Annotated in this window: 21 protein-coding genes and 1 tRNA gene; 7 read left to right on the top strand and 15 right to left on the bottom strand. The window is 64.4% G+C overall.

Going from position 1 to position 20644, the window contains the following annotated elements:
* Nucleotides 1–6 precede the first annotated feature (6 nt).
* Nucleotides 7–1782 (top strand): cytochrome c biogenesis protein DipZ, encoded by a 1776-nt coding sequence (locus tag ACN9MV_RS12250; RefSeq protein ID WP_426392419.1) that lies wholly within the window; start codon nt 7–9, stop codon nt 1780–1782.
* Nucleotides 1783–1983: 201 nt separating this feature from the next.
* On the opposite strand, the gene ACN9MV_RS12245 is transcribed toward ACN9MV_RS12250, so the two are convergent.
* The 11 genes from ACN9MV_RS12245 to ACN9MV_RS12195 all read right to left on the bottom strand — a co-directional run bounded on the left by ACN9MV_RS12245 (nt 1984) and on the right by ACN9MV_RS12195 (nt 11143).
* A complete protein-coding gene (locus ACN9MV_RS12245; protein WP_093052781.1) occupies nt 1984–2232 on the bottom strand; it encodes a hypothetical protein in 249 nt (82 codons plus the stop codon).
* A gap of 322 nt (nt 2233–2554) precedes the next feature.
* Nucleotides 2555–2631: transfer RNA gene (locus ACN9MV_RS12240), tRNA-Pro, on the bottom strand.
* Nucleotides 2632–2657: 26 nt separating this feature from the next.
* Nucleotides 2658–3116: a MerR family transcriptional regulator gene (locus ACN9MV_RS12235; RefSeq protein WP_093053060.1), complete on the bottom strand. Its 459-nt coding sequence runs from the start codon at nt 3114–3116 to the stop codon at nt 2658–2660.
* A gap of 64 nt (nt 3117–3180) precedes the next feature.
* The gene (locus ACN9MV_RS12230) at nt 3181–3552 is read right to left on the bottom strand and encodes an integration host factor subunit alpha (protein WP_093053063.1); all 372 of its coding nucleotides are present in this window, start codon (nt 3550–3552) and stop codon (nt 3181–3183) included.
* Nucleotides 3553–3557: 5 nt separating this feature from the next.
* A complete protein-coding gene (gene pheT / locus ACN9MV_RS12225) occupies nt 3558–5999 on the bottom strand; it encodes a phenylalanine--tRNA ligase subunit beta (RefSeq protein ID WP_426392417.1) in 2442 nt (813 codons plus the stop codon).
* Between the two features lie 38 nt (nt 6000–6037).
* Nucleotides 6038–7114: a phenylalanine--tRNA ligase subunit alpha gene (gene pheS, locus ACN9MV_RS12220; RefSeq protein ID WP_093053069.1), complete on the bottom strand. Its 1077-nt coding sequence runs from the start codon at nt 7112–7114 to the stop codon at nt 6038–6040.
* A gap of 113 nt (nt 7115–7227) precedes the next feature.
* Nucleotides 7228–7587, bottom strand: coding sequence for a 50S ribosomal protein L20 (rplT, locus tag ACN9MV_RS12215; RefSeq protein WP_007832499.1), 360 nt, complete (start codon nt 7585–7587; stop codon nt 7228–7230).
* 24 nt (nt 7588–7611) lie between these two features.
* Entirely contained in the window at nt 7612–7815 is a 204-nt protein-coding gene (gene rpmI, locus ACN9MV_RS12210) for a 50S ribosomal protein L35 (protein WP_007832497.1), read from the bottom strand.
* Between the two features lie 162 nt (nt 7816–7977).
* On the bottom strand, nt 7978–8529 hold the full coding sequence (gene infC, locus ACN9MV_RS12205) for a translation initiation factor IF-3 (RefSeq protein WP_426392414.1): 552 nt from the start codon (nt 8527–8529) through the stop codon (nt 7978–7980).
* A gap of 176 nt (nt 8530–8705) precedes the next feature.
* Nucleotides 8706–10613: a threonine--tRNA ligase gene (gene thrS, locus ACN9MV_RS12200; RefSeq protein ID WP_426392412.1), complete on the bottom strand. Its 1908-nt coding sequence runs from the start codon at nt 10611–10613 to the stop codon at nt 8706–8708.
* A gap of 218 nt (nt 10614–10831) precedes the next feature.
* Nucleotides 10832–11143, bottom strand: coding sequence for a putative quinol monooxygenase (locus ACN9MV_RS12195; protein ID WP_093081669.1), 312 nt, complete (start codon nt 11141–11143; stop codon nt 10832–10834).
* A gap of 115 nt (nt 11144–11258) precedes the next feature.
* On the opposite strand from ACN9MV_RS12195, the gene ACN9MV_RS12190 reads away from it, so the two are divergent.
* Nucleotides 11259–12221 carry a GlxA family transcriptional regulator gene (locus ACN9MV_RS12190; RefSeq protein ID WP_426392410.1) on the top strand — a complete coding sequence of 321 codons (963 nt, stop codon included), beginning with the start codon at nt 11259–11261 and terminating at the stop codon, nt 12219–12221.
* Nucleotides 12222–12322: 101 nt separating this feature from the next.
* On the opposite strand, the gene aceA is transcribed toward ACN9MV_RS12190, so the two are convergent.
* Both aceA and ACN9MV_RS12180 read right to left on the bottom strand, forming a co-directional pair.
* Nucleotides 12323–13654 carry an isocitrate lyase gene (gene aceA / locus ACN9MV_RS12185; RefSeq protein ID WP_093053080.1) on the bottom strand — a complete coding sequence of 444 codons (1332 nt, stop codon included), beginning with the start codon at nt 13652–13654 and terminating at the stop codon, nt 12323–12325.
* Between the two features lie 206 nt (nt 13655–13860).
* On the bottom strand, nt 13861–14274 hold the full coding sequence (locus ACN9MV_RS12180; protein WP_426392408.1) for a gamma-glutamylcyclotransferase family protein: 414 nt from the start codon (nt 14272–14274) through the stop codon (nt 13861–13863).
* A 38-nt stretch (nt 14275–14312) separates the two neighbouring features.
* Between ACN9MV_RS12180 and ACN9MV_RS12175 the strand changes: the two genes are divergently transcribed.
* Nucleotides 14313–15236, top strand: coding sequence for a DMT family transporter (locus ACN9MV_RS12175; protein ID WP_426392406.1), 924 nt, complete (start codon nt 14313–14315; stop codon nt 15234–15236).
* 155 nt (nt 15237–15391) lie between these two features.
* A complete protein-coding gene (locus tag ACN9MV_RS12170; protein ID WP_093081677.1) occupies nt 15392–15835 on the top strand; it encodes an SWIB/MDM2 domain-containing protein in 444 nt (147 codons plus the stop codon).
* Nucleotides 15836–15875: 40 nt separating this feature from the next.
* Here the strand turns inward: ACN9MV_RS12170 and ACN9MV_RS12165 are convergent, their stop codons facing one another.
* On the bottom strand, nt 15876–16655 hold the full coding sequence (locus ACN9MV_RS12165) for an AraC family transcriptional regulator (RefSeq protein WP_426392404.1): 780 nt from the start codon (nt 16653–16655) through the stop codon (nt 15876–15878).
* 103 nt (nt 16656–16758) lie between these two features.
* Here ACN9MV_RS12165 and ACN9MV_RS12160 point away from each other — a divergent pair, with 103 nt between their 5' ends.
* Nucleotides 16759–17055 (top strand): hypothetical protein, encoded by a 297-nt coding sequence (locus ACN9MV_RS12160; protein WP_426392403.1) that lies wholly within the window; start codon nt 16759–16761, stop codon nt 17053–17055.
* On the opposite strand, the gene ACN9MV_RS12155 is transcribed toward ACN9MV_RS12160, so the two are convergent.
* Complete coding sequence (locus ACN9MV_RS12155; RefSeq protein ID WP_093053097.1) at nt 17018–18745, bottom strand: thiamine pyrophosphate-binding protein; 1728 nt, start codon at nt 18743–18745, stop codon at nt 17018–17020. The two genes, ACN9MV_RS12160 and ACN9MV_RS12155, sit on opposite strands and share 38 nt — an antisense overlap.
* Nucleotides 18746–18839: 94 nt before the next feature.
* Here ACN9MV_RS12155 and ACN9MV_RS12150 point away from each other — a divergent pair, with 94 nt between their 5' ends.
* Both ACN9MV_RS12150 and ACN9MV_RS12145 read left to right on the top strand, forming a co-directional pair.
* A complete protein-coding gene (locus ACN9MV_RS12150) occupies nt 18840–19505 on the top strand; it encodes a TetR/AcrR family transcriptional regulator (protein WP_093053100.1) in 666 nt (221 codons plus the stop codon).
* A gap of 145 nt (nt 19506–19650) precedes the next feature.
* Nucleotides 19651–20643 carry a tripartite tricarboxylate transporter substrate binding protein gene (locus ACN9MV_RS12145; RefSeq protein ID WP_093053103.1) on the top strand — a complete coding sequence of 331 codons (993 nt, stop codon included), beginning with the start codon at nt 19651–19653 and terminating at the stop codon, nt 20641–20643.
* The last annotated feature ends 1 nt before the right edge of the window (nt 20644 follow it).

Raw genomic sequence — 20644 nt, 5'->3', positions numbered from 1 at the left:
CCGACCATGCTCCTCCTCATCGTTGCCTACCTGGGTGGTGTGCTCACCATCCTGAGCCCGTGCATCCTGCCCGTGCTCCCGTTCGTCTTTGCGAGGGCCGATCGGCCGTTCCGCTCGCATGGCCTGCCGATGCTGCTGGGCATGGCGCTGGCGTTCTCGGCCATCGCCACACTGGCGGCGGTGGGCGGCGGCTGGGTCGTAGCGCTCAACGAGTACGGGCGCCTTGCGGCGATCGCGTTGCTGGCGGAGTTCGGCGTGACGCTGCTGTTTCCATCGGTGGCCGACCGGCTGAGCCGTCCGCTGGTAGCGCTTGGCTTGCGGTTGTCTGGGCCTGCCTCGGAGAAGGCGTCGGTGTTCTCGCCGCTGTTGCTGGGGGTTGGCACGGGGCTGCTGTGGGCGCCGTGCGCGGGGCCGATCCTCGGGCTGATCCTGACTGGCGCCGCACTCAACGGCGCGAGCATCGGCACGTCATTGTTGTTGCTGGCCTATGCGGCCGGTGCATGCACCTCGCTGGCGGCTGCGCTGCTCTTTGGCGGTCGGCTGTTCTCGGCGATGAAGGGCTCGCTGCGCACCGGTGAATGGATGCGGCGCGTGGCTGGCGTGGCCGTTCTTGTGGGCGTCGGCGCCATTGCGCTGGGGCTGGACACCGGGCTGCTCAGCCGCCTCTCTGTCGGCACAACTTCGGCGCTGGAGAAAGCACTGGTGGAGAAGATCGACATGCCCATGCCGTCGCCGCAACCTCAGGCCTCCATCGACCCGGGCGGCCTGATGCTGACGTCGACGCAACCGGAGCCGAAGAAGCCCGCATTGGCACTGCCCGACGAAGGTGGCTTTCCTTCGCTGGCCGGCGCCACCGAGTGGCTCAACTCCGCGCCGCTGACGCCCGAGGGCCTGCGCGGCAAGGTCGTGCTGGTCGACTTCTGGACCTACTCGTGCATCAACTGCCTGCGCACCCTGCCCTACGTTCGCGCATGGGCCGAGAAATACAAGGACGCGGGGCTGGTGGTGGTCGGCGTGCATGCGCCGGAGTTCGCGTTCGAGAAGCAGCCTGCCAACGTGCGCCGCGCAACGAAGGACCTGGGCATTGGCTTCCCGGTGGCCGTCGACAGCAACTACGCGATCTGGCGCTCTTTCGGCAACCAGTACTGGCCGGCGTTCTATGTCGTCGATGCGCAGGGGCGCATCAGACATCACCAGTTCGGCGAGGGACAGTACGCGAAGTCGGAACAGGTCATCCAGCAGTTGCTGTCGGAAGCCGGGCGGCCCGTCGTGCCGGCCGACACGGTTTCGCCGGAAGGCAAGGGTACGCAGGCTGCGCCGGCTGTGTCGCCGGCCCTGTCGGGCGAGACCTACCTGGGCTACGAGCGCGCGCAGAGCTTCGCCTCGCCTGGTGGTATCGCGAAGGATCGTGCGCGGGTCTATCCCGCGGCTTCATCACTGCGCGCCAACCGGTGGGCACTGAGCGGCGAATGGGCGGTGGAAAGCGAACGCGCGGTGCTGGTGCGGGCCAATGGGCGCATCGCCTATCGCTTTCATGCACGCGACCTGCATCTGGTGCTCGGCCCGTCAGCCGATGGCAAGCCCGTGCGCTTCAAGGTTCTGATCGATGGGAAGCCACCGCTTGCGGACCACGGCACCGATACCGATGCGCAAGGCAACGGCACCATCGATGGACAGCGCCTGTACCAACTGGTGCGCCAGACGGCGAACGAAAAAGACCGCCTGTTCGAAATCGATTTTCTCGACGCGGGCGCGCAGGCCTACGTGTTCACCTTCGGCTGATCGCCCTTGGTGCCCCTTACAGGTGCTGCGCTACAAGCACCACGGCCCCGGCGATAGAAATGGCGCCGCCGACGAACTTCCTGAATGCCTTCATGGCGTTGTTCTCCTTCAGTGAAGCTCAATGGTGCCGCGCGGCGGGGTGTTCGTGGGTTGGGAATCCTCATGTGCGGGATAGAAAAGCCCAACCTACAAGAGCGGCATCTACGACTTGGCAGCCGGCAAGGAGAGCCGCTCTCTCGCGAACTGGCTGGCCCGGAGCCGCACCCGCTGCAATGCAGCCTCCAGCGTGGGCTGCTGCATGAATACGACCACTCCCCGCCTGAGCCCACGAAGGCTCAACTCGGCAACGCCCGCATAGCGGCCGCTGGTGGTCTGCTTGATATCGATGCGGCTCGACCAGCCATCGGGCAGGTTGACGAGGAGTTGTAGTTGTTGCTGTGTGACGTTCATGTTGGGGCTGAGGATAGGCCTCGAACCCGCAGCGCCCCAAGGAACTAGTTCCTTTGCATTAGCAATACTTCAAGATTGCCATCAGGGGGATATCCGGTGCGCCCTCATCCTCAATGTCTCCCAGATTGGTCGCGATCATCGGCTTGCCCGCCTCCCTCCGGCGGGCTCCTCCCTCCGACCCCATGCGCAAGAACGGGGTCCTTCAGCTCGCCTTTGTGCGAGCTTTTTTTTGGCTGCCCGCAAGAGCCGCGTCCATTTTTCTGGGCCAAAGAAAAACGGGTTACACCTTGTGAGCGTAACCCGTCGTTCTGTCTGCTGATTTTGGTCGGTGTGAAAGGATTCGAACCTTCGACCCCTTGCACCCCATGCAAGTGCGCTACCAGGCTGCGCCACACACCGAAGCTCTCGATTATAGCGGTTGAAATTCAGCGTCCGAGGGTCAGCAGCTCACGAATTTCAAAGAGTTCGCGCCGCAGGTGCAACAACTGCGACAGGTCGACCGTCTGCGTGGCAGACGACGAGGGCGAATCCTGCACCACGGCGGCATCGAATTCTTCCTGGTCGATTTCGATGGCCTCCATGCCGTCGAGCGGCACCTCGCCCGCCTTGCGACGGTCGCGTTCACCTTGCACGAGCTCCTGAAGCTTGTTGCGCGCACCGCTGATCGTGAAGCCCTGGTCGTAGAGCAGATCACGTATGCGGCGGATCATGAGCACCTCGTGGTGCTGGTAGTAGCGGCGGTTGCCGCGCCGCTTCATGGGCCGCAGCTGCGTGAACTCCTGCTCCCAATAACGCAGCACGTGCGGCTTGACGCCGCACAGTTCGCCGACCTCACCAATGGTGAAGTAGCGTTTGACGGGAATCGGAGGGAGCGTTTTCTCCATTGAAATCAAGACTGTGCGCGGGAAACCTGAGAGATTACTCTACGCAGGCGCGCAGCACCAAGCACTATTCGGCGCCCAGGCTCCACTCGACTTCGGATGCGCCGTTCTGATCGATGCTTCCATGAATCTGCTCCTTGAGCTTCGCACTCGCGTGGAACGTGGCCACGCGGCGCTCGCCGATCGGAATGGCCTCGCCCGTGCGCGGGTTGCGGCCCGGCCGGGGCGCCTTCACGCGGATCTGGAAGTTGCCGAAGCCCGAGATCTTCACGTCCGTGCCTTCGACGAGACTGCTGGCCACGAGCTCGAAGAACGCCTCGACCATGTCCTTGGACTCGCGCTTGTTCAGGCCGATCTGCTCGAACAGCAGATCGGCCAGATGCGCCTTGGTGAGCGCAGGCGTTTCGAGGGCCTCGAGCGTGAATTCGGCAGCGTTCATTCTCATCATCCCCTCAAGCGGCCGCCGAGCTTGGCGTCCAGTTGTTCGACGATTGCACGGACTGCGGGCTCGACCTGCTCGTCCGTCAGGGTGGCGTTGTCGCTCTGGAAACTGAGACGAACCGCCATGCTCTTCTCGCCTTGCGCCAGCGCGCCCGGCGCAGCCACGGCACCATCACGCAGCGGCTGCGGGCGATAGATGTCGAACAGCGTCACGTCGCGCAGCAGTCCCTGCGCAGCTGTCGTTGCGCGAATGGCCTGCACCAGTGCATCGTGCGTAACGGCTTCGGCCACGACCACGGCAAGGTCGCGCTCCACGGCCTGGTGCTTGGGCACCGGCTGTGCCACCGGCACGGGGCGCGCCGTGACGGCGTCAAGGTCGAGTTCGAACAACACGGGCGCTTGAGCGAAGTCCCACTTCTGGCGCCAGCGCGGATGCAGTTCGCCGACGAAGCCGACGGCCTTGCCGCCAACCAGCACACGCGCCGAACGGCCCGGGTGCAGGGCCGGATGCTCGGCCACCTCGAAGCTGGGCACCAGCGGCGCGAGCAGTGCTTCGACGTCGCCCTTGACGTCGTAGAAGTCGACGCGCTGCGGCTTGCCGTCCCAGCGCGACTCGTCGGCGTCGCCCCAGGCGAGGCCCGCCACGCGCATCGGCTGGTTCACGCCGCGCACGGTGCTGTCGGTGGTGGCAACGCTGTCGTCGCGCATGAACACACGGCCCACTTCGAACACGCGCACGCGAGGCGCCTTGCGGTCGAGGTTGAACTTGAGCACCTGCAGCAGCGAGCCCAGCAGCGACGAGCGCATCACGCTCATCTGGCTGGCGATGGGGTTCAGCAGCTTGATCGGGTTGGCATTGCCTGCAAGGTCTTGCTCCCAATGCGCTTCGACGAAACTGAAGTTGATCGTTTCCTGATAGCCCAGCGCTGCGACGCTGCGGCGCACCGCAAACCGGCTGCGCTGCGCCTCGGGCCGCACGCGGGCGGTGATGGGGGCGAGCGGCGCGGTGGTCGGCAGGTTGTTGAAGCCGATCAGGCGCGCGACTTCCTCGATCAGGTCTTCTTCGATCAGCAGGTCGAAGCGATGCGGCGGCGGGGTCACGGTCAACGTGCCCTCGCCTTCGGTGATCGCGAAACCGAGGCGATTCAGCGCGTCGGCGCATTGCGCCTGCGTCAGCGGCATGCCGATCACGCGCGCCGCACGCTCGACGCGCAGCGTGACGGGCACGGCCTCGGGCACGCTCAGCGTCTGGTCGTCCATCCTGCCGGCCTCGCCGCCGCAGATTTCGACGATCAGCTGCGTGATGCGCTCGATGATCTGCACGGTGCGGCTCGGATCGACGCCGCGCTCGTAGCGGTGACCCGCATCGGTCGAGAAGTTGAAGCGGCGCGAACGGCCCTGCACGGCCTCAGGCCACCAGAAAGCGGCTTCGACATAGATGTTGCGCGTGTCGTCGGACACCGACGTGGCGTCGCCGCCCATGATGCCGGCGAGCGATTCGACTTCGCGGTCGTCGGCAATCACGCCGACCTTCTCGTCGACGGTGATGGTGGTGCCGTTGAGCAGCTTGAGCTGTTCGCCCGCCTTGCCCCAGCGCACCGTGAGGCCGCCGTGGATCTTGTCGAGATCGAAGATGTGGCTGGGCTGGCCGTATTCGAACATCACGTAGTTCGAGATGTCGACCAGCGGCGTCACACTGCGCTGGCCGCAGCGCGCAAGGCGCTCGACCATCCATGCTGGCGTCGCGACCTTGGTGTCGACGCCGCGCACGATGCGGCCCGAGAAGCGGCCGCAGAGTTCGGGAGCCTCGACCTTGACCGGCAACACGTCGGCGAACGACGTCGCCACCGGCGCGATGGCAGGGGTCTTGAGTGGCGCACCAGTGAGCGCAGCGAGTTCGCGCGCCACGCCGTAGACGCTGAGGCCGTGCGCCAGGTTGGGGGTGAGCTTGAGCGTGAGCAGCGCGTCGTCGAGCTCGAGCACGTCGCGCACGTCGGCACCGATGGGCGCGTCGGCATCGAGCTCGAGCAGGCCGCCGTGGTCTTCGTTCAGACCCAGTTCGCGCGCTGAGCACAGCATGCCCTGGCTCTCGACGCCGCGCAGCTTGCCGAGCTTGATGAGGAAGGGCTTGCCGTCTTCACCCGGCGGCAGTTCGGCGCCGACGAGTGCGCAAGGCACCTTGATGCCAACGCGCGCATTGGGCGCGCCGCACACGATATTGAGCAAGGCGCCCTGCCCCGCGTCGACCTGGCACACGCGCAGGCGATCGGCATTCGGGTGCTGCTCGGCTTCCTTGATTTCGCCGACCACGATGCGCGTGAAAGGCGGCGCCACCGGTCGGCGCTCTTCGACCTCGAAGCCGCCCATGGTGAGCGTTTCGGCCAGTGCGGCGCTGTCGAGGGGTGGGTTGCAGAACTCGCGCAGCCAGGATTCCGGGAATTGCATCTCTTCGATCTCGATCTGGTTTTTCTATGGAGGGGTGCTTACTGGAACTGCGAGAGAAAACGCAGGTCGCCGTCGAAGAAGAGGCGCAGGTCGTTCACGCCGTAGCGCAGCATCGTGAGCCGATCAGGGCCCATGCCGAAAGCGAAGCCGATGTAGCGCTCGGGGTCGAGGCCCATGTTGCGAACCACGTTCGGATGCACCTGGCCCGAACCCGACACCTCAAGCCAGCGGCCGGCCAGCGGCCCGCTCGCGAACTGGATGTCGATCTCGGCGCTCGGCTCGGTGAACGGGAAGAAGCTCGGACGGAAGCGCAGCACGAGATCATCGCGCTCGAAGAAGGTGCGGCAGAAGTCGGTGAAGACGACCTTCAGGTCCTTGAAGCTCACGTTCTCGCCGAGCCACAGGCCTTCGCACTGGTGGAACATGGGCGAGTGGGTGGCGTCGCTGTCGACGCGGTAGGTGCGGCCCGGGGCGATCACGCGGATCTCGGGCGCCTTCACGGTGCCGGTAGTGTCGGCCGCAGCGGCTGCGAACTCGGCGGCGTACTTCTTGATGTGCTGATGCGCATAGCGCACCTGCATCGGGCTGGTGTGCGGACGCAGGTTGTAGGGAATGCCGTCGTCGCCGTTGATGTCGACGTAGAAGGTGTCCTGCATCGAACGCGCCGGATGATTCGGCGGATTGTTGAGCGAGGTGAAGCTGTGCCAGTCGCTCTCGACTTCGGGGCCGTCGGCCACGTCGAAACCCATGCTGGAGAAGATCTCCTCGATGCGCTCCAGGGTACGACTCACGGGGTGCAGTCCGCCGGGAATGCGGCGACGGCCTGGCAGGCTCACGTCGAGCGCTTCGGCGCGCAGTTGCAGCGAGAGCTCTTCGTCGGCCAGTTGCTGGCGGCGGTCGGTCAACGCGGCCTCGATGGCCTGCTTGGCGACATTGATCGCTGCGCCGCGGGACTTCTTCTCTTCGACACTCAGCGCGGCCATGCCCTTCATCAGCTCGGTGATGCGGCCCGACTTGCCGAGGAACTGGGCCTTGGCGTTTTCGAGCTCGGCGGGCGTTTTCGCTTCGGCGAAGGCGGCGCGTGCGGTGTCGACCAGGGAGTCCAACTCGTTCATAGCAACAAAAATCTTCGAGGGGAAATAAAAAAGAGCTGGAGCCTTTTCAAGCGCCAGCCCTTGAGCCGTGGGCGCAGGAAGCTGCCCGGAGGCAGCATCCCTGCTGTGCAGAATCAAGCAGCCAGCTTGGCCTTGACCTGCTCCACGATGCCGGCAAAAGCGGCCTTGTCGTGCACGGCGATGTCCGCAAGCATCTTGCGGTCGATCTCGATACCGGCCTTGCGGATGCCGTTGGCGAACTGGCTGTAGGTCAGGCCCAGTTCACGCGAGGCGGCGTTGATACGCGCGATCCACAGCTGACGGAACACGCGCTTCTTGGTACGGCGGTCACGGTAGGCGTATTGGCCTGCCTTCATCACCGCCTGTTTGGCGACGCGGAAGACATTGCCGCGGCGACCGCGGAAACCCTTGGCGAGTGCGAGAACTTTCTTGTGGCGGGCGCGAGCCGTTACACCACGTTTGACGCGAGGCATGTGTGTACTCCTTGTTCGTCTGAGTTAAATGCCACGGCCGGGCAGCATGGCGGCGACAGAAACCATGTTGGTCTCATGCACTGCGACTGCACCACGCAGGTGACGCTTGTTCTTGGTGGTCTTCTTCGTCAAGATGTGACGCTTGAAGGCTTGACCGCGCTTGACGGTGCCACCGGGACGAACGCGGAAACGTTTTTTCGCGCTGCTCTTGGTCTTCATTTTGGGCATGTGAATGCTCCTTTAGTTTGTGCTCGTGAGGCGCCATGGATGCTCCACGGACTTGTTGGCCCCGAGACACTTCTTTATCCCGCCCCTGCCGGCATCTCTTGCGAGGCGCTGGCAAGGGCGAAATCCCTTCGAACCTTCTCTTCTCTACTGCAACCCTGACGCTCAGGCTGTTGCGGGCGACGCTGCCGGCGCGGCAGCGGCATCTGCAGCCGGCTTCGGCGCAGCGCCACCAGCCTTCTTGCGACCCGGCGCGATCATCATGATCATCTGCCGGCCTTCGAGCTTCGGAAACTGCTCGACCATGATCAGGTCACCCAGTTCGTCGCGAATACGCTGCAGCAAAGCCAGACCGAGCTCCTGGTGCGTGATCTCGCGGCCGCGGAAGCGCAGCGTGATCTTGCATTTGTCGCCCTCATCAAGAAAGCGCTTGATGTTGCGCATCTTGATGTTGTAGTCGCCATCGTCGGTACCGGGCCGGAACTTGATTTCCTTGACCTCGATGACCTTCTGCTTCGACTTCGCCTCGGCTGCCTTCTTCTGCTCGTGGTACTTGAACTTGCCGTACTCGATCAGGCGGCACACGGGCGGGTTGGCCGCCGCAACGACCTCCACCAGGTCCACGTCCTGCTCACCGGCAAGGCGCAGAGCCTCGGCAAGACTCACGACACCCAATTGCTCGTTATCCGGGCCGATCAGGCGGACTTCCGGGGCCATGATTTCCCGGTTCAGGCGGTGTTGGCGTTCCTCGCGGTGGCGGCGGTCGCGGAATGCAGTAGCGATGGTCAGAATCCTTCAAAATTTGCTACAAAATCTGTAGCGAACACCGGTCAGTCCTCGCGGACAAACGGCATGATTTGGCTTTGAAACATATGGGGTGTTCCGAAGACAAATCAACGCTTGTCGGCAATATCCTGGACGAGCCGTTGCACGAACGATTCGAGGGACATTGCACCGAGGTCTTGATTGCCCCGGGCGCGCACTGCGACGGCACCTGCTTCCTTTTCCTTGTCGCCTACGACAACGATATAAGGGAGCTTTTGCAACGAATGCTTCCGTATTTTATACGTAATCTTCTCGTTGTGCAGGTCAAGCTGAACCCTAAGCCCTTGATTTTGCAGCGCTTTCGCAACTTGCGCAGCGTAATCAGCCTGTCCTTCACTGATATTGAGCACCGCCACCTGCACCGGAGCGAGCCACGCAGGCAGCGCGCCCGAGTGGTGTTCGATCAGCATGCCGATGAAGCGCTCGAGGCTGCCGACGATCGCGCGGTGCAGCATCACGGGGTGCGCGCGGCCGCTCGATTCCGTCACGTATTCGCCGCCCAGGCGCTCGGCCGTGTTGAAGTCGACCTGCATCGTGCCGCACTGCCACTGGCGGCCGATGGCATCGCGCAGCGTGTATTCGATCTTGGGGCCGTAGAAGGCGCCGTCGCCCGGTGCAATGACGAAATCGACGCCCGAACGGCGCAACGATTCCATCACCGCATGCTCGGCCTTGTCCCACAGCTCGTCGGAGCCGACGCGGTTCTCGGGCCGCGTGGCAACCTTGTAGAGAATGTCCGTGAAGCCGAAGTCGGCATAGACCTTCTGCAGCTGCTCCGTGTACGCGATGCACTCGTCGAGGATCTGGTCCTCCGTACAGAAGATGTGCCCGTCGTCCTGCGTGAAGCCGCGCACGCGCATGATGCCGTGCAGCGCACCGCTGGGCTCGTTGCGGTGGCACTGGCCGAATTCGCCGTAACGCAGCGGCAGGTCGCGGTAGCTGCGCAGGTCGCTCTTGAAGATCAGCACGTGGCCCGGGCAGTTCATCGGCTTGAGCGCATATTCGCGCTTCTCCGACTCCGTCGTGAACATGTTGTCGCGATAGTTCTGCCAGTGGCCCGTTTTCTCCCACAGGCTCTTGTCGAGGATCTGCGGGCCCTTCACTTCCCAATAGCCCGTGTCGCGGTAGATGCCGCGCATGTACTGTTCGACGGCCTGCCACACGGCCCAGCCCTTGGGGTGCCAGAACACCACGCCCGGCGCCACTTCGTCGATGTGGAACAGGTCAAGCTCCTTGCCGAGCTTGCGGTGGTCGCGCTTCTCGGCTTCCTCGATGCGCTGGATGTACTGGTCGAGCTGCTTCTTGTCGGCCCAGGCCGTGCCGTAGATGCGCTGCAGTTGTTCGTTCTTGGCGTCGCCGCGCCAGTAGGCGCCAGCCAGCTTCGTGAGCTTGAAGACCTTCAGGAAACGCGTGTTCGGCACGTGCGGGCCGCGGCACATGTCGACGTATTCCTGGTGGTAGTACAGGCCCATGGCCTGCTCGTCGGGCATGTCCTCGACGAGGCGCAGCTTGTAGTCCTCGCCGCGCGACTTGAAGACTTCGATGACTTCGGCACGCGGCGTCATCTTCTTGACCACGTCGTAGTCCTGCGCGATCAGCTCGCGCATGCGCGCCTCGATGGCGGCCATGTCCTCGGGCGTGAACGGGCGTTCGTACGAGATGTCGTAATAGAAGCCTTCGTCGATCACGGGCCCGATCACCATCTTGGCCGTCGGATAGAGCTGCTTCACCGCATGGCCGACCAAGTGGGCCGTCGAATGGCGGATGATTTCCAGGCCTTCGTCGTCCTTGGGCGTGATGATCTGCAGCTTGGCGTCATGGTCGATGACGTCGCTGGCATCGACGAGCCTGCCGTCGACCTTGCCGGCCACCGTCATCTTGGCCAGGCCGGGACCGATGGACTGGGCGACTTCGGCCACCGAAACCGGGCCGGGGAACTCGCGGCGCGAGTTGTCGGGGAGCGTGATCTGGATCATTTGAAGAAAACCTCGGGGAGAAAAACAAAAAAGCGCGGTGGATGCCGCGCTTTGCTTGGTTGTAGAGCTGGCAGAAACCAGCGAGCGCGGGCTACCGGCCTTTTCCTTCAGTGAAGAAAAAGCCGCTGAATCCTTGCGGAGTAGTTCGCGGTGTCATAACCAAGGTGCCTTTCTCGCTCTTGTTGAGTGCAGAGCCCGCAATTCTAGCCGCTGCCCGTTCAGGACGCGGGCGCCGCATTCTTGAGTCCCAGCACTTCAATGGGCTCGATAGACGGCGGCTTGGCGAACAGCTCGGGAGCCTTCGCCATCAGCGCCTGGGCGATCGGGCCGGTCAAATGAGCCTGGCGACCTGCTTCGTCTTCGAACGCGTCGAACACGCCGAAGGTGCTCGGCGACAGGCGTAGCGCAAACCAGATCGGCGTGGTCTTCTCGTCGCGCGCCATCGCAAGGCCGGCTTCGAGGAACTTCTCTACATCGCCTTCCTTGCCCGGCTTGGCTTCGAGGCGAGCGAACAGTGCGTACTTGATCATGGGTGATCTCCTGAGTTGAACGGCGCGCGACATTGCGCGGCGTTGGTATGGACTCTAGGCAGCCGTTGCCTCTGGAGCTATTGGCGTTTTTGACATCTTTGATATCGTTATGGCCATGAAGCTCGATGTACTCGCTCTCGATGGAGTGTTCGACACCGGCCTGTCCACGGTGCTCGACGTGTTCACCACTGCCAACGAACTCGCGGCCATGCTGCAGCTCGACGTGGCGCCGTTCGAAGTCACGGTGACGGGCGTTCGCAAGCGTGTGAGAACTTCGCAGGGGCTCACCGTTCCGGTGGCTCGCGCGCTCGACGCCGGGTCCGCGGATTGGCTGATCGTTCCAGCGCTGGGCTGCAAGATGCCCGAAACACTGGAACCCGCCTTGTGTCGCCCCGACGTGCGCGACGCCTGCGCCGCATTGCAGGACCGCGCAAGCAAAAGCGCCAATCTGGCCGCCGCCTGTATCGGCACCTTCGTGCTCGCGGAATCGGGCGTGCTCGATCACCAGAAGGCAACCACGACCTGGTGGCTGGCCACGCTGTTCCGCCAGCGCTACCCTGCCGTGCAACTGGAAGACTCACGCATGCTGGTCAGCTCCGGCAATCTGGTCACGGCCGGCGCAGCGCTGAGCCATGTCGACATGGCGCTGTGGATCGTGCGCCAGGCCAGCCCCGAACTCGCCACGCTGGTCGCGCGCTACCTGATCGTCGACTCGCGGCCGTCGCAGTCGGCCTACGTGATCTCCGACCACCTCTCGCATTCCGACCCGCTGGTGGAGCGCTTCGAGCGCTGGGCGCGCGGCCGGCTGGCCGACGGCTTCTCGCTCGACGAGGCCGCACAGGCCGCGGGCACCAGCAAGCGCACGCTGGCCCGCCGCATGCAGCAGGTGCTGGGCAAGAGCCCTCTCTCCTACGTGCAGGACCTGCGCGTGGAACGCGCGGTGCACCTGCTCAAGACCAGCGACAAGAGCCTCGAGCAGATCGCCGGCATGGTGGGCTACGCTGACGGTGTCACGCTGCGCACCCTGCTGCGCCAGCGCCTGGGCCGCGGCGTGCGCGAGGTGCGCCTCGAAGCCTGAACACGCAACGGACGCAAAAAAGCCCGGCGCGCGGCCGGGCTGAAAGTGACAGCGAAATATCTGCCTGTCGAAAGACCGACCCGCGAGGGTCGATCACCCGATCAGTGGAACTGCTCTTCCTCGGTCGAGCCCGACAGCGCCTTCACGCTGGACGAACCGCCCTGGATCACGGTGGTCACGTCGTCGAAGTAACCGGCGCCCACTTCCTGCTGGTGCGACACGAAGGTGTAGCCCTTGTCGCGTGCGGCGAACTCGGGTTCCTGCACCATGTTGACGTAGTGCTTCATGCCTTCGCCGCGGGCGTAGGCGTGGGCGAACTGGAAGGTGTTGAACCAGTTGACGTGGATGCCGGCCAGCGTGATGAACTGGTACTTGTAGCCCAGGGCCGACAGGTCTTCCTGGAACGAGGCGATCTGCTTGTCGTCGAGGTTCTTCTTCCAGTTGAAGGAAGGCGAGCAGTTGTACGACAGCAGCTTGCCGGGGCAGGCGGCGTGCACGGCTTGTGCGAATTCGCGGGCAAAGCCGATGTCCGGCACGCCGGTTTCGCACCACACCAGGTCTGCGTAGGGCGCGTAGGCCACGCCGCGGCTGATGGCTTGCTCCAGGCCGTTCTTCACGCGGTAGAAGCCTTCCTGCGTGCGCTCGCCCGTCAGGAAGGGCTTGTCGTTGGCGTCGTGATCGGAGGTGATCAGGTTCGCGGCTTCCGCGTCGGTGCGGGCCAGGACGATGGTCGACACACCCAGCACGTCGGCTGCGAAGCGCGCGGCGATCAGCTTCTCGCAGGCTTCATGCGTCGGCACGAGCACCTTGCCGCCCATGTGGCCGCACTTCTTCACGGCAGCCAGTTGGTCTTCGAAGTGCACGCCGGCTGCGCCGGCCGTGATCATGTTCTTCATCAGTTCGAAGGCGTTGAGCACGCCGCCGAAACCGGCTTCCGCATCGGCCACGATGGGCAGGAAGTAGTCGATGAACTCCTTGTCGCCCGGGTTGACACCGCGGCCCCACTGGATTTCATCGGCGCGGCGGAAGGTGTTGTTGATGCGACGGACCATCGTCGGCACCGAATCGTAGGCGTACAGCGACTGGTCGGGGTACATCGTCTCGGAGCTGTTGCCGTCGGCGGCGACTTGCCAGCCCGACAGGTACACGGCTTCCAGGCCAGCCTTGGCCTGTTGCATCGCCTGACCGGCGGAGATCGCGCCGAACGCGTTCACGTAGCCCTTCTTGGAGCCGCCATTGATCTTGTCCCAGAGCTTCTCTGCGCCGCGCTTGGCCAGCGTGTGCTCGATGGGGAACGAACCGCGCAGGCGCACCACGTCGGCCGCGCTGTAGCCACGCTTGACGCCCTTCCAGCGCGGATCGGTGGCCCATTCCTTTTCGAGGGCGGCAATCTGCTGTTCGCGGCTGAGTTGTTCTGTGAGGGTCTGGGGCATGGTCACTCCGTGAGGTTGATTGAAGGTTGGGCGCTGCGGCCGTGGAGTTACTGTAATCGGACTGCAGACTCTTATGTCTTATAGAAGACATATTTTTCAATCAACAAAATCAACCACTTACAGATATATTTCTCAATGCAAAATTATTTTTCTCATATTGAGAAAAAATATTGCGGCGCAGCAGCCGCCGATTTCGCAATGCGCAATCAATCTTTCGGTTGTGAAAACGAGGCATCGCTTCGTGCTGCATGCGCAATCCAATCGCCGCTTTCGATCACGCGGCGGCCCACGATGCGCGCCGGATGGATCTCGTAGACCAGGCAATCGAGCCACTGCCCGCCAACATCCACGCGCACCTGCCGCTTGATGTACTCGCCTGAGTCATCGTCAGCCACTTCCTCGAGCACGTCGAGTGCTACCTCGACCGCGGGCTCGACGACATAGACCTCGCCCTTCACGCGCCCCACCCCACCCAGCACGACACCCGGATAGGCGCCCAGGTCATACAGCGTGCCGGAAATGCTCGCATCGCCCACCCACACCGGCGCGGGCCGATAGCGCGCGATGTCGTTGCGCCCGCCGCGGCGCAGCGTGCCGTAAACAAAAACGTGGGGCATCATCGAAACCGCCTTCTCCGCAACTACAGAACTTCAGTCTATTGAACTCCGCTGCTCCCGCATCAGGCCGCCTCGTGGCCTACGGCTGCCTGGCCCTGAGCATGTCGCTCGTCGGCGGCTACGTCGCCCTCTCCAAGCCCCTTGTCGCCGCCTTTCCTGTGCTGCTGCTCGCATGGCTGCGCTTCGGCATCGCCGCGCTGGCCATGCCGCATTGGCTCAAGCGCACACCCGACGAACCGCCGATGACCGCGCGCACGCGCTGGCTGGTGTTCCTCGAGTCGTTCCTCGGCAACTTCATGTTCTCGATCTGCATGCTGTTCGGCGTAAGCCTCACGAGCGCGGTGTCGGCGGGCGTGATCATGGCGTCGATCCCCGCGTGCGTGGCCGTGGCGAGCTGGCTGTTCCTGCGCGAGCGCATCACCGTGCGCATCGGCCTGGCCATCGCATGCGCCGCGCTCGGCATCGGTCTGCTGGCACTTTCGCCGGCGCACGCACCGGCATCGCCTGCTGCTTCGTCGGCATCGATGCCCTGGCTCGGCAACCTGCTGGTGTTCTGCGCGGTGCTCTGCGAGACGGCGTACGCGGTGATCGGCAAGTCGCTCACGGGACGCCTGGGGCCCAAGCGCATCGCCTCGCTCATCAACCTGTGGGGCTTCGTGCTCTCGCTGCCCTTCGGCATCTGGTTCGCGCTGCAGTTCGATTTCACCGCGGTGCGCTTCGGCACTTGGGCGCTGCTCGTGGTCTATGCGCTCGCTGCAAGCATCTGGACGGTGTGGCTCTGGATGACCGGACTTCGCCACGTACCAGCCGCACAAGCGGGTGTCTTCGCCGTGATGCTGCCCGTGAGCGCAGCCCTCGTCGGCGTGCTCGTGCTGGGTGAAAACCTCTCTTCGCCACAGCTGGTTGCGTTCGTCATTGCCCTCGCGGGTGTGGTGCTCGCGACATGGCCTGGGCGCCGAACGTGAAAAACAGGGCTTCTCCCCTCTGAAAAAACAACAACTCCCAATGAAAAAAGCGCTTTTTCCCTTGGAAACGCGTTTTTTCTCCTTTAGCATCCGCATTGCCACTGGAGACGCAAGTTTTTCATTGGTGAGTGTTCAACCAAAAAAGGAAATCAACCATGGCAACTGCAAAGAAGGCTCCGGCCAAGAAAGCTCCGGCAAAGAAGGCCGCTCCCGCAAAGAAGGCGGCGGCTCCTGCGAAGAAGGCTGCACCGGCCAAGAAGGCTGCTGCTCCTGCTAAGAAGGCTGCTCCGGCGAAGAAGGCTCCTGCCAAGAAGGCCGCTCCCGCAAAGAAGGCTGCTCCCGCCAAGAAGCGCACGCCCAACGCCGCGTTCATGAAGGCCCTGACCCCCAGCCCGGCACTCGCCGCTGTGGTCGGCTCGACGCCGCTGCCGCGTACCGCTGTCGTGAGCAAGCTGTGGGACTACATCAAGAAGAACAACCTTCAAGACAAGGCCAACAAGCGCAACATCAACGCCGACGCCAAGCTGAAGGAAATCTTCGGCAAGGCCCAAGTGTCGATGTTCGAACTGGCTGCGCTGATCGGCAAGCACGTCAAGTAAGCGCTCAGGGGCCTCGCGCTCCTGAATCAAAAAGCCCGCTTCATGCGGGCTTTTTTTTCGCCTGCGGCAAGGCCACGCTTTCTTCGAAGAAGCGCGACGGCGTGCGGCCGAAGTGCTTTCGAAAGGCTTCGATGAAGGCGCTCACGGAGCTGTAGCCCACCGTCAGCGCCACCGCCGTCACGGGCTCCTTCAGGCTCAGCAGCTCGACGGCCTTGAGCAACCGCGCCTGCTGGCGCCATTGCGCGAAGCTCAGGCCCGTCTCCACGGCGAAACGGCGAGTGAGCGTCCTGCGCGCCATGCCGATGCGATCGGCCCATTCGTCGATGCTGTCCGGCAACGCCGGATCATTGGCCACCGCAGCAGCCATCGCGGCAAGGCGCTTGTCCTGCGGCATCGGCAGGTGCAGCGACGGCCTGGCGCTCGCCGCAAGCTCATCGATCAGCACGCCCACCAGGCGTGCACGGCGCGGCTCCAGCAGGGGCTCGGTGGCATTCATCGAGGTCAACCGGTCGATCAGCCCCTGCACCAGCGGCGTGACGGCAAACACATGCGGCCCGTCCGGCAAGGCCGCCGCCATCATCGAGTCGATGTGCAAGCTCCAGCCCGCGGTGGCACCAAAGCTCTGCGCCGCATGAGCGCAGCGCGGTGCGATCCAGCCGATCCACCCCGGCGGCTGCACCCAGCGGCCCGAAGGCGTCTCGATGACCTGCAACCCCTCGCGCAGTGCGAACAGCTGGCCGGTTTCATGCGCGTGGTAGTCCGTGACGCGCGGCGCCTCGTAGGCGTTGATCCAGAGCTTCACAGGGGCCTCAGCAGCCATGGCTGGCCCGCCAGAGGTATCGATTGGCCCCGCGCCGCAAGCCCGAACGCGCGACGCTGCCTAGCATCGAGTTCATCCTCAACAACCCATCCAAGGAACATCCATGAAAGCCCAAGACGTACTGCCCGACGGCGCAGACTTCACCGTCGTGAACGGCCGCACATTGCGCAAGGGATCGGTCGGCGCCTTCCTCGCCAACGTTCGCATCCTCGAAGACGCAAGCGCGTCGGCCGCCGACAGGCACGCCGCCGAGCAAGACCTGGTCTCCCTGATCCCCGCCCTCGACGCGCTCGGCCTGTTCGACGTGTTCGAGCTGCGCTCGCCGTCCCTGCGCGACGAAGTGACCCGACATCGCTCGGCGCTCAGCCCTGCGCCTGCTGCTGCTTCGCCGAACGCGTGATCGACGCCAGCGTGCCGCGCGTGGTGATCACTTCGGGGTCAAGCGGGATCTCGATCAGCGTGCCCGTATCGGCCGCCAGCGCACGCAGCAGCGCGGCCTCGAACTGCGCCGTTTCCGTCACGCGCTCGGCCGCATAGCCATACGCGCGCGCGAGGCCGCAGAAGTCGGGGTTGCGCAGCGCAGTGCCGCTCGTGCGTTCGGGGTACTCGCGCTCCTGGTGCATGCGGATGGTGCCGAACATGCCGTTGTTGAGCAGCACGACGATGCTCTTGCCGCCGTGCTGCGCAGCCGTCGCCAGCTCCTGCCCGGTCATCAGAAAATCGCCATCGCCCGCGATGGTGAAGGCCACGCGCCCCGTCGCAAGATTGGCCGCGATGCCGGCCGGCACCCCATAGCCCATCGCCCCGCTGGTCGGCGCCAGCTGCGTCTTCGCGCCCTTCGCGAGCCCGTGATAGCGAAAGTAGCGATGCACCCAGCTTGCGAAGTTGCCCGCGCCGTTGGTAATGGCCGCGTCCGCCGGCAAGTGCTTCTGCAGCAGCGCGACGACCTCCGCCATGTCGACCGGCCCGCGTGGCGTCTCGGCGGGCATGCCGGCCAGCGCCTGCGGCACAAGGTTGGCCTCGTAGTCGGCGTGGGCCTGCAGCGTCCATTCTTCCCAGGGCAGCGTCGGCGGCGCACTCAGCACCTCCAGGCTGCGCGCGGCCGCGCTCATGCCGGCGTTGATCGCCAGGTCGGCCTGGTACACGCGGTTGAGCTCTTCGGCGCTCGCATGGATGTGCACCAGCGTCTGCTTCGCCTTGGGCGCTTCGAGCAGCGTATAGCCGCCGGTCGTCATCTCGCCCAGGCGCGGACCGATGGCCAGGATCAGGTCGGCGTCTTTCACGCGCTGCGCGAGCTTCGGGTTGATCGCGATGCCGACATCGCCCGCATACAGCGGATGGTGGTTGTCGAAAGTGTCCTGAAAGCGGAAGGCGTTCGCCACCGGCAGCCGCCAGTTCTCCGCAAAGCGCTGCAGCGCCTGCGCGGCCTGCGTCGTCCAGCCGCCGCCGCCGGCAATCACCAGCGGGCGCTGCGACTTCAGCAGCAGTTCGCGCAAGGTGCGCAGCGCACCCGGGTCGCTCCAGGGCTCCACCGCTTCCACGCGCGCCAGCGGCCGAGCCGTCGTCTCGCTGCGCAGCATGTCCTCCGGCAGCACAAGCACCACCGGCCCCGGCCGTCCGTTCATCGCGGTGGCAAAGGCGCGCGCGATGTACTCGGGAATGCGGTTCGCATCGTCGATGCGCTCCACGCGCTTGGCAAAGCCCTTGGTGCTCGGCCCGAAGAAGCTGCCGTAGTCGACCTCCTGGAAAGCCTCGCGATCGCGGAAGTCGCTGCCGACGTCGCCGACGAACAGCACCATCGGCGTCGAATCCTGGAAGGCGTTGTGCACGCCGATCGATGCGTTCGTCGCGCCGGGCCCGCGGGTGACGAAGCACACGCCCGGCCGCCCGGTGAGCTTGCCGTGCGCCTCGGCCATGAAGGCCGCGCCCCCCTCCTGCCGGTTGACGATGAAGCGCGTGCGATCGCGGTACGCATGAAAGCCGTCGAGCACCGCCAGGAAGCTTTCGCCAGGCACGCCGAACGCCATTTCCATGCCCTGTTCGACCAGGCATTCCACGATCAGGTGGCCCGCGGGTTGTGATGTACTCATGAGAAGTAGAACCTCAGCTGCAAATGTCTTCGGCAATTATGTGCGCCCGCTCCAGACGCCTTGCGTTAATTCCCCAATTGGTTAAATTCGCGCCATGAAGGCCTCCAAGGACCCCTCACCCGACGCCGCCGAAGTGATCGAACCCCGTTCGCGCGACGCCGACCGCTCGCAGCTCGCCATCCTCGCGTCGGCGCGCGACGAGTTCTCCGCGCGCGGCCTCGCCGGCGCGCGCATGGACAGCATCGCCGAGCGCGCGGGCCTCAACAAGCGCCTCATCTACTACTACTTCGGCAGCAAGGACGACCTGTTCCTCGCGGTGCTGGAGCGCACCTACGCCGATATCCGCGAGGCCGAGCAGCGCCTGCATCTCGACGAGATCGAGCCGGTCGAGGCCATCCGCCAGCTGGTTTCGTTCACCTGGCACTACTACCTCGAGCACCCCGAGTTCATCACGCTGCTCAACAGCGAGAACCTGCATTGCGCGGCGCACCTCAAGCGCTCCGAGCGCATCCAGGAGATGAACTCGCCGCTGGTACAGCTGCTCGACACCGTGCTGGAGCGCGGCCGGCGCGACAACCTGTTCCGCGCCGGCGTGGACCCCGTGCAGCTCTATATCTCCATCGCGTCGCTCTGCTACTTCTACCTCTCGAACAACCACACGCTCTCGGCCATCTTCGGCCGTGATCTGCGCGCGCCCAAGGCAATGGCGCAACGCCTCTCGCACATGACTGATCTCGTGCTGGGCTACGTCCTGCACTGAGCTTCATCAGCGCGTCTTCGCGCTCTCCGGGTATCTACTAGGCAGCGGCCGTTGACGCTGCGGCGCAGCCGTTCCTACAATCGATAATTCACTCATTGGTGAATTGATCGGTTCAAGAAAGCGGCCCGACCGCGCGGAGACATCCATGAAGCTCTTTGCCAGCACTGCACGCACCACCGTCGTTGCCTCGCTGACCTGCATCGCTGCACTGCTACCGGGCCTGGCCGCCGCGCAGAACGGCTACCCCAGCAAGCCCATCCGCGTGATCGTTCCCTTCGCGGCCGGCAGCACCACCGACATCATTGCCCGCGCCATCACCGACAAGATGAGCGCCAGCATGGGCCAGACGCTGGTGGTCGACAACCGCGGCGGCGCCAGCGGCACCATCGGCCAGCAGGCGGTGGCCACGGCCGCGCCCGACGGCTACACGGTGATGATCCATTCGTCGTCGCACACGGTCAGCCCTTCGACCTTCGCCAAGCTGCCGTTCGACACGGTGCACGATTTCGCGGGCGTCACGCCGATCTCGTCGCTGCCCAACGCGCTGGTGATCTCGCCCAGCAAGAACATCAAGACGCTGCCCCAGCTGCTGGCCGCCGCGCGCGCCAAGCCCGGCAGCATGAACTTCGCCTCTGCCGGTCAGGGCAGCGCCACGCACCTGAACGCCGAGAAGTTCAAGATGGCCGCGAAGATCGACGCGACCAACATTCCCTTCAAGGGATCGGGCGAGGCCGTGACCGAAGTGCTTTCGGGCCGCGTCGACTACTACTTCTCGCCCATTGCTCCGGTCATCGGCCAGATCAAGGAAGGCCAGTTGCTGGCGTTGGCCGTCGGCTCACCCAAGCGCGCCGCCGCCCTGCCTGACGTGCCCACCACCACCGAGGCCGGCGTGCCGGGCTCCGAGTTCAACTTCTGGATCGGAATGATGGCGCCCGCCAAGACGCCGCGCGACGTCGTCGAGCGCCTGCATGCCGAGGTAGCCAAGGCGCTGGCCACGCCCGAGGTGAAGGAGCGCTTCGCCAAGCTCGGCGCCGACGCCTGGACGCTCAAGCCCGAGCAGTTCGACGCCTACATCAAGGAAGAGATCGCGAGCAACGCGCAGCTCGTGAAGGCAGCCGGGCTCTCGGTCCAACAGTAAG

This window comes from Variovorax sp. R-27 (assembly GCF_049913215.1).
Taxonomy (GTDB): domain Bacteria; phylum Pseudomonadota; class Gammaproteobacteria; order Burkholderiales; family Burkholderiaceae_C; genus Variovorax.
Note: the sequence above shows the minus strand (reverse complement) of the source record. Positions and strands in the feature narration are given on the sequence as shown.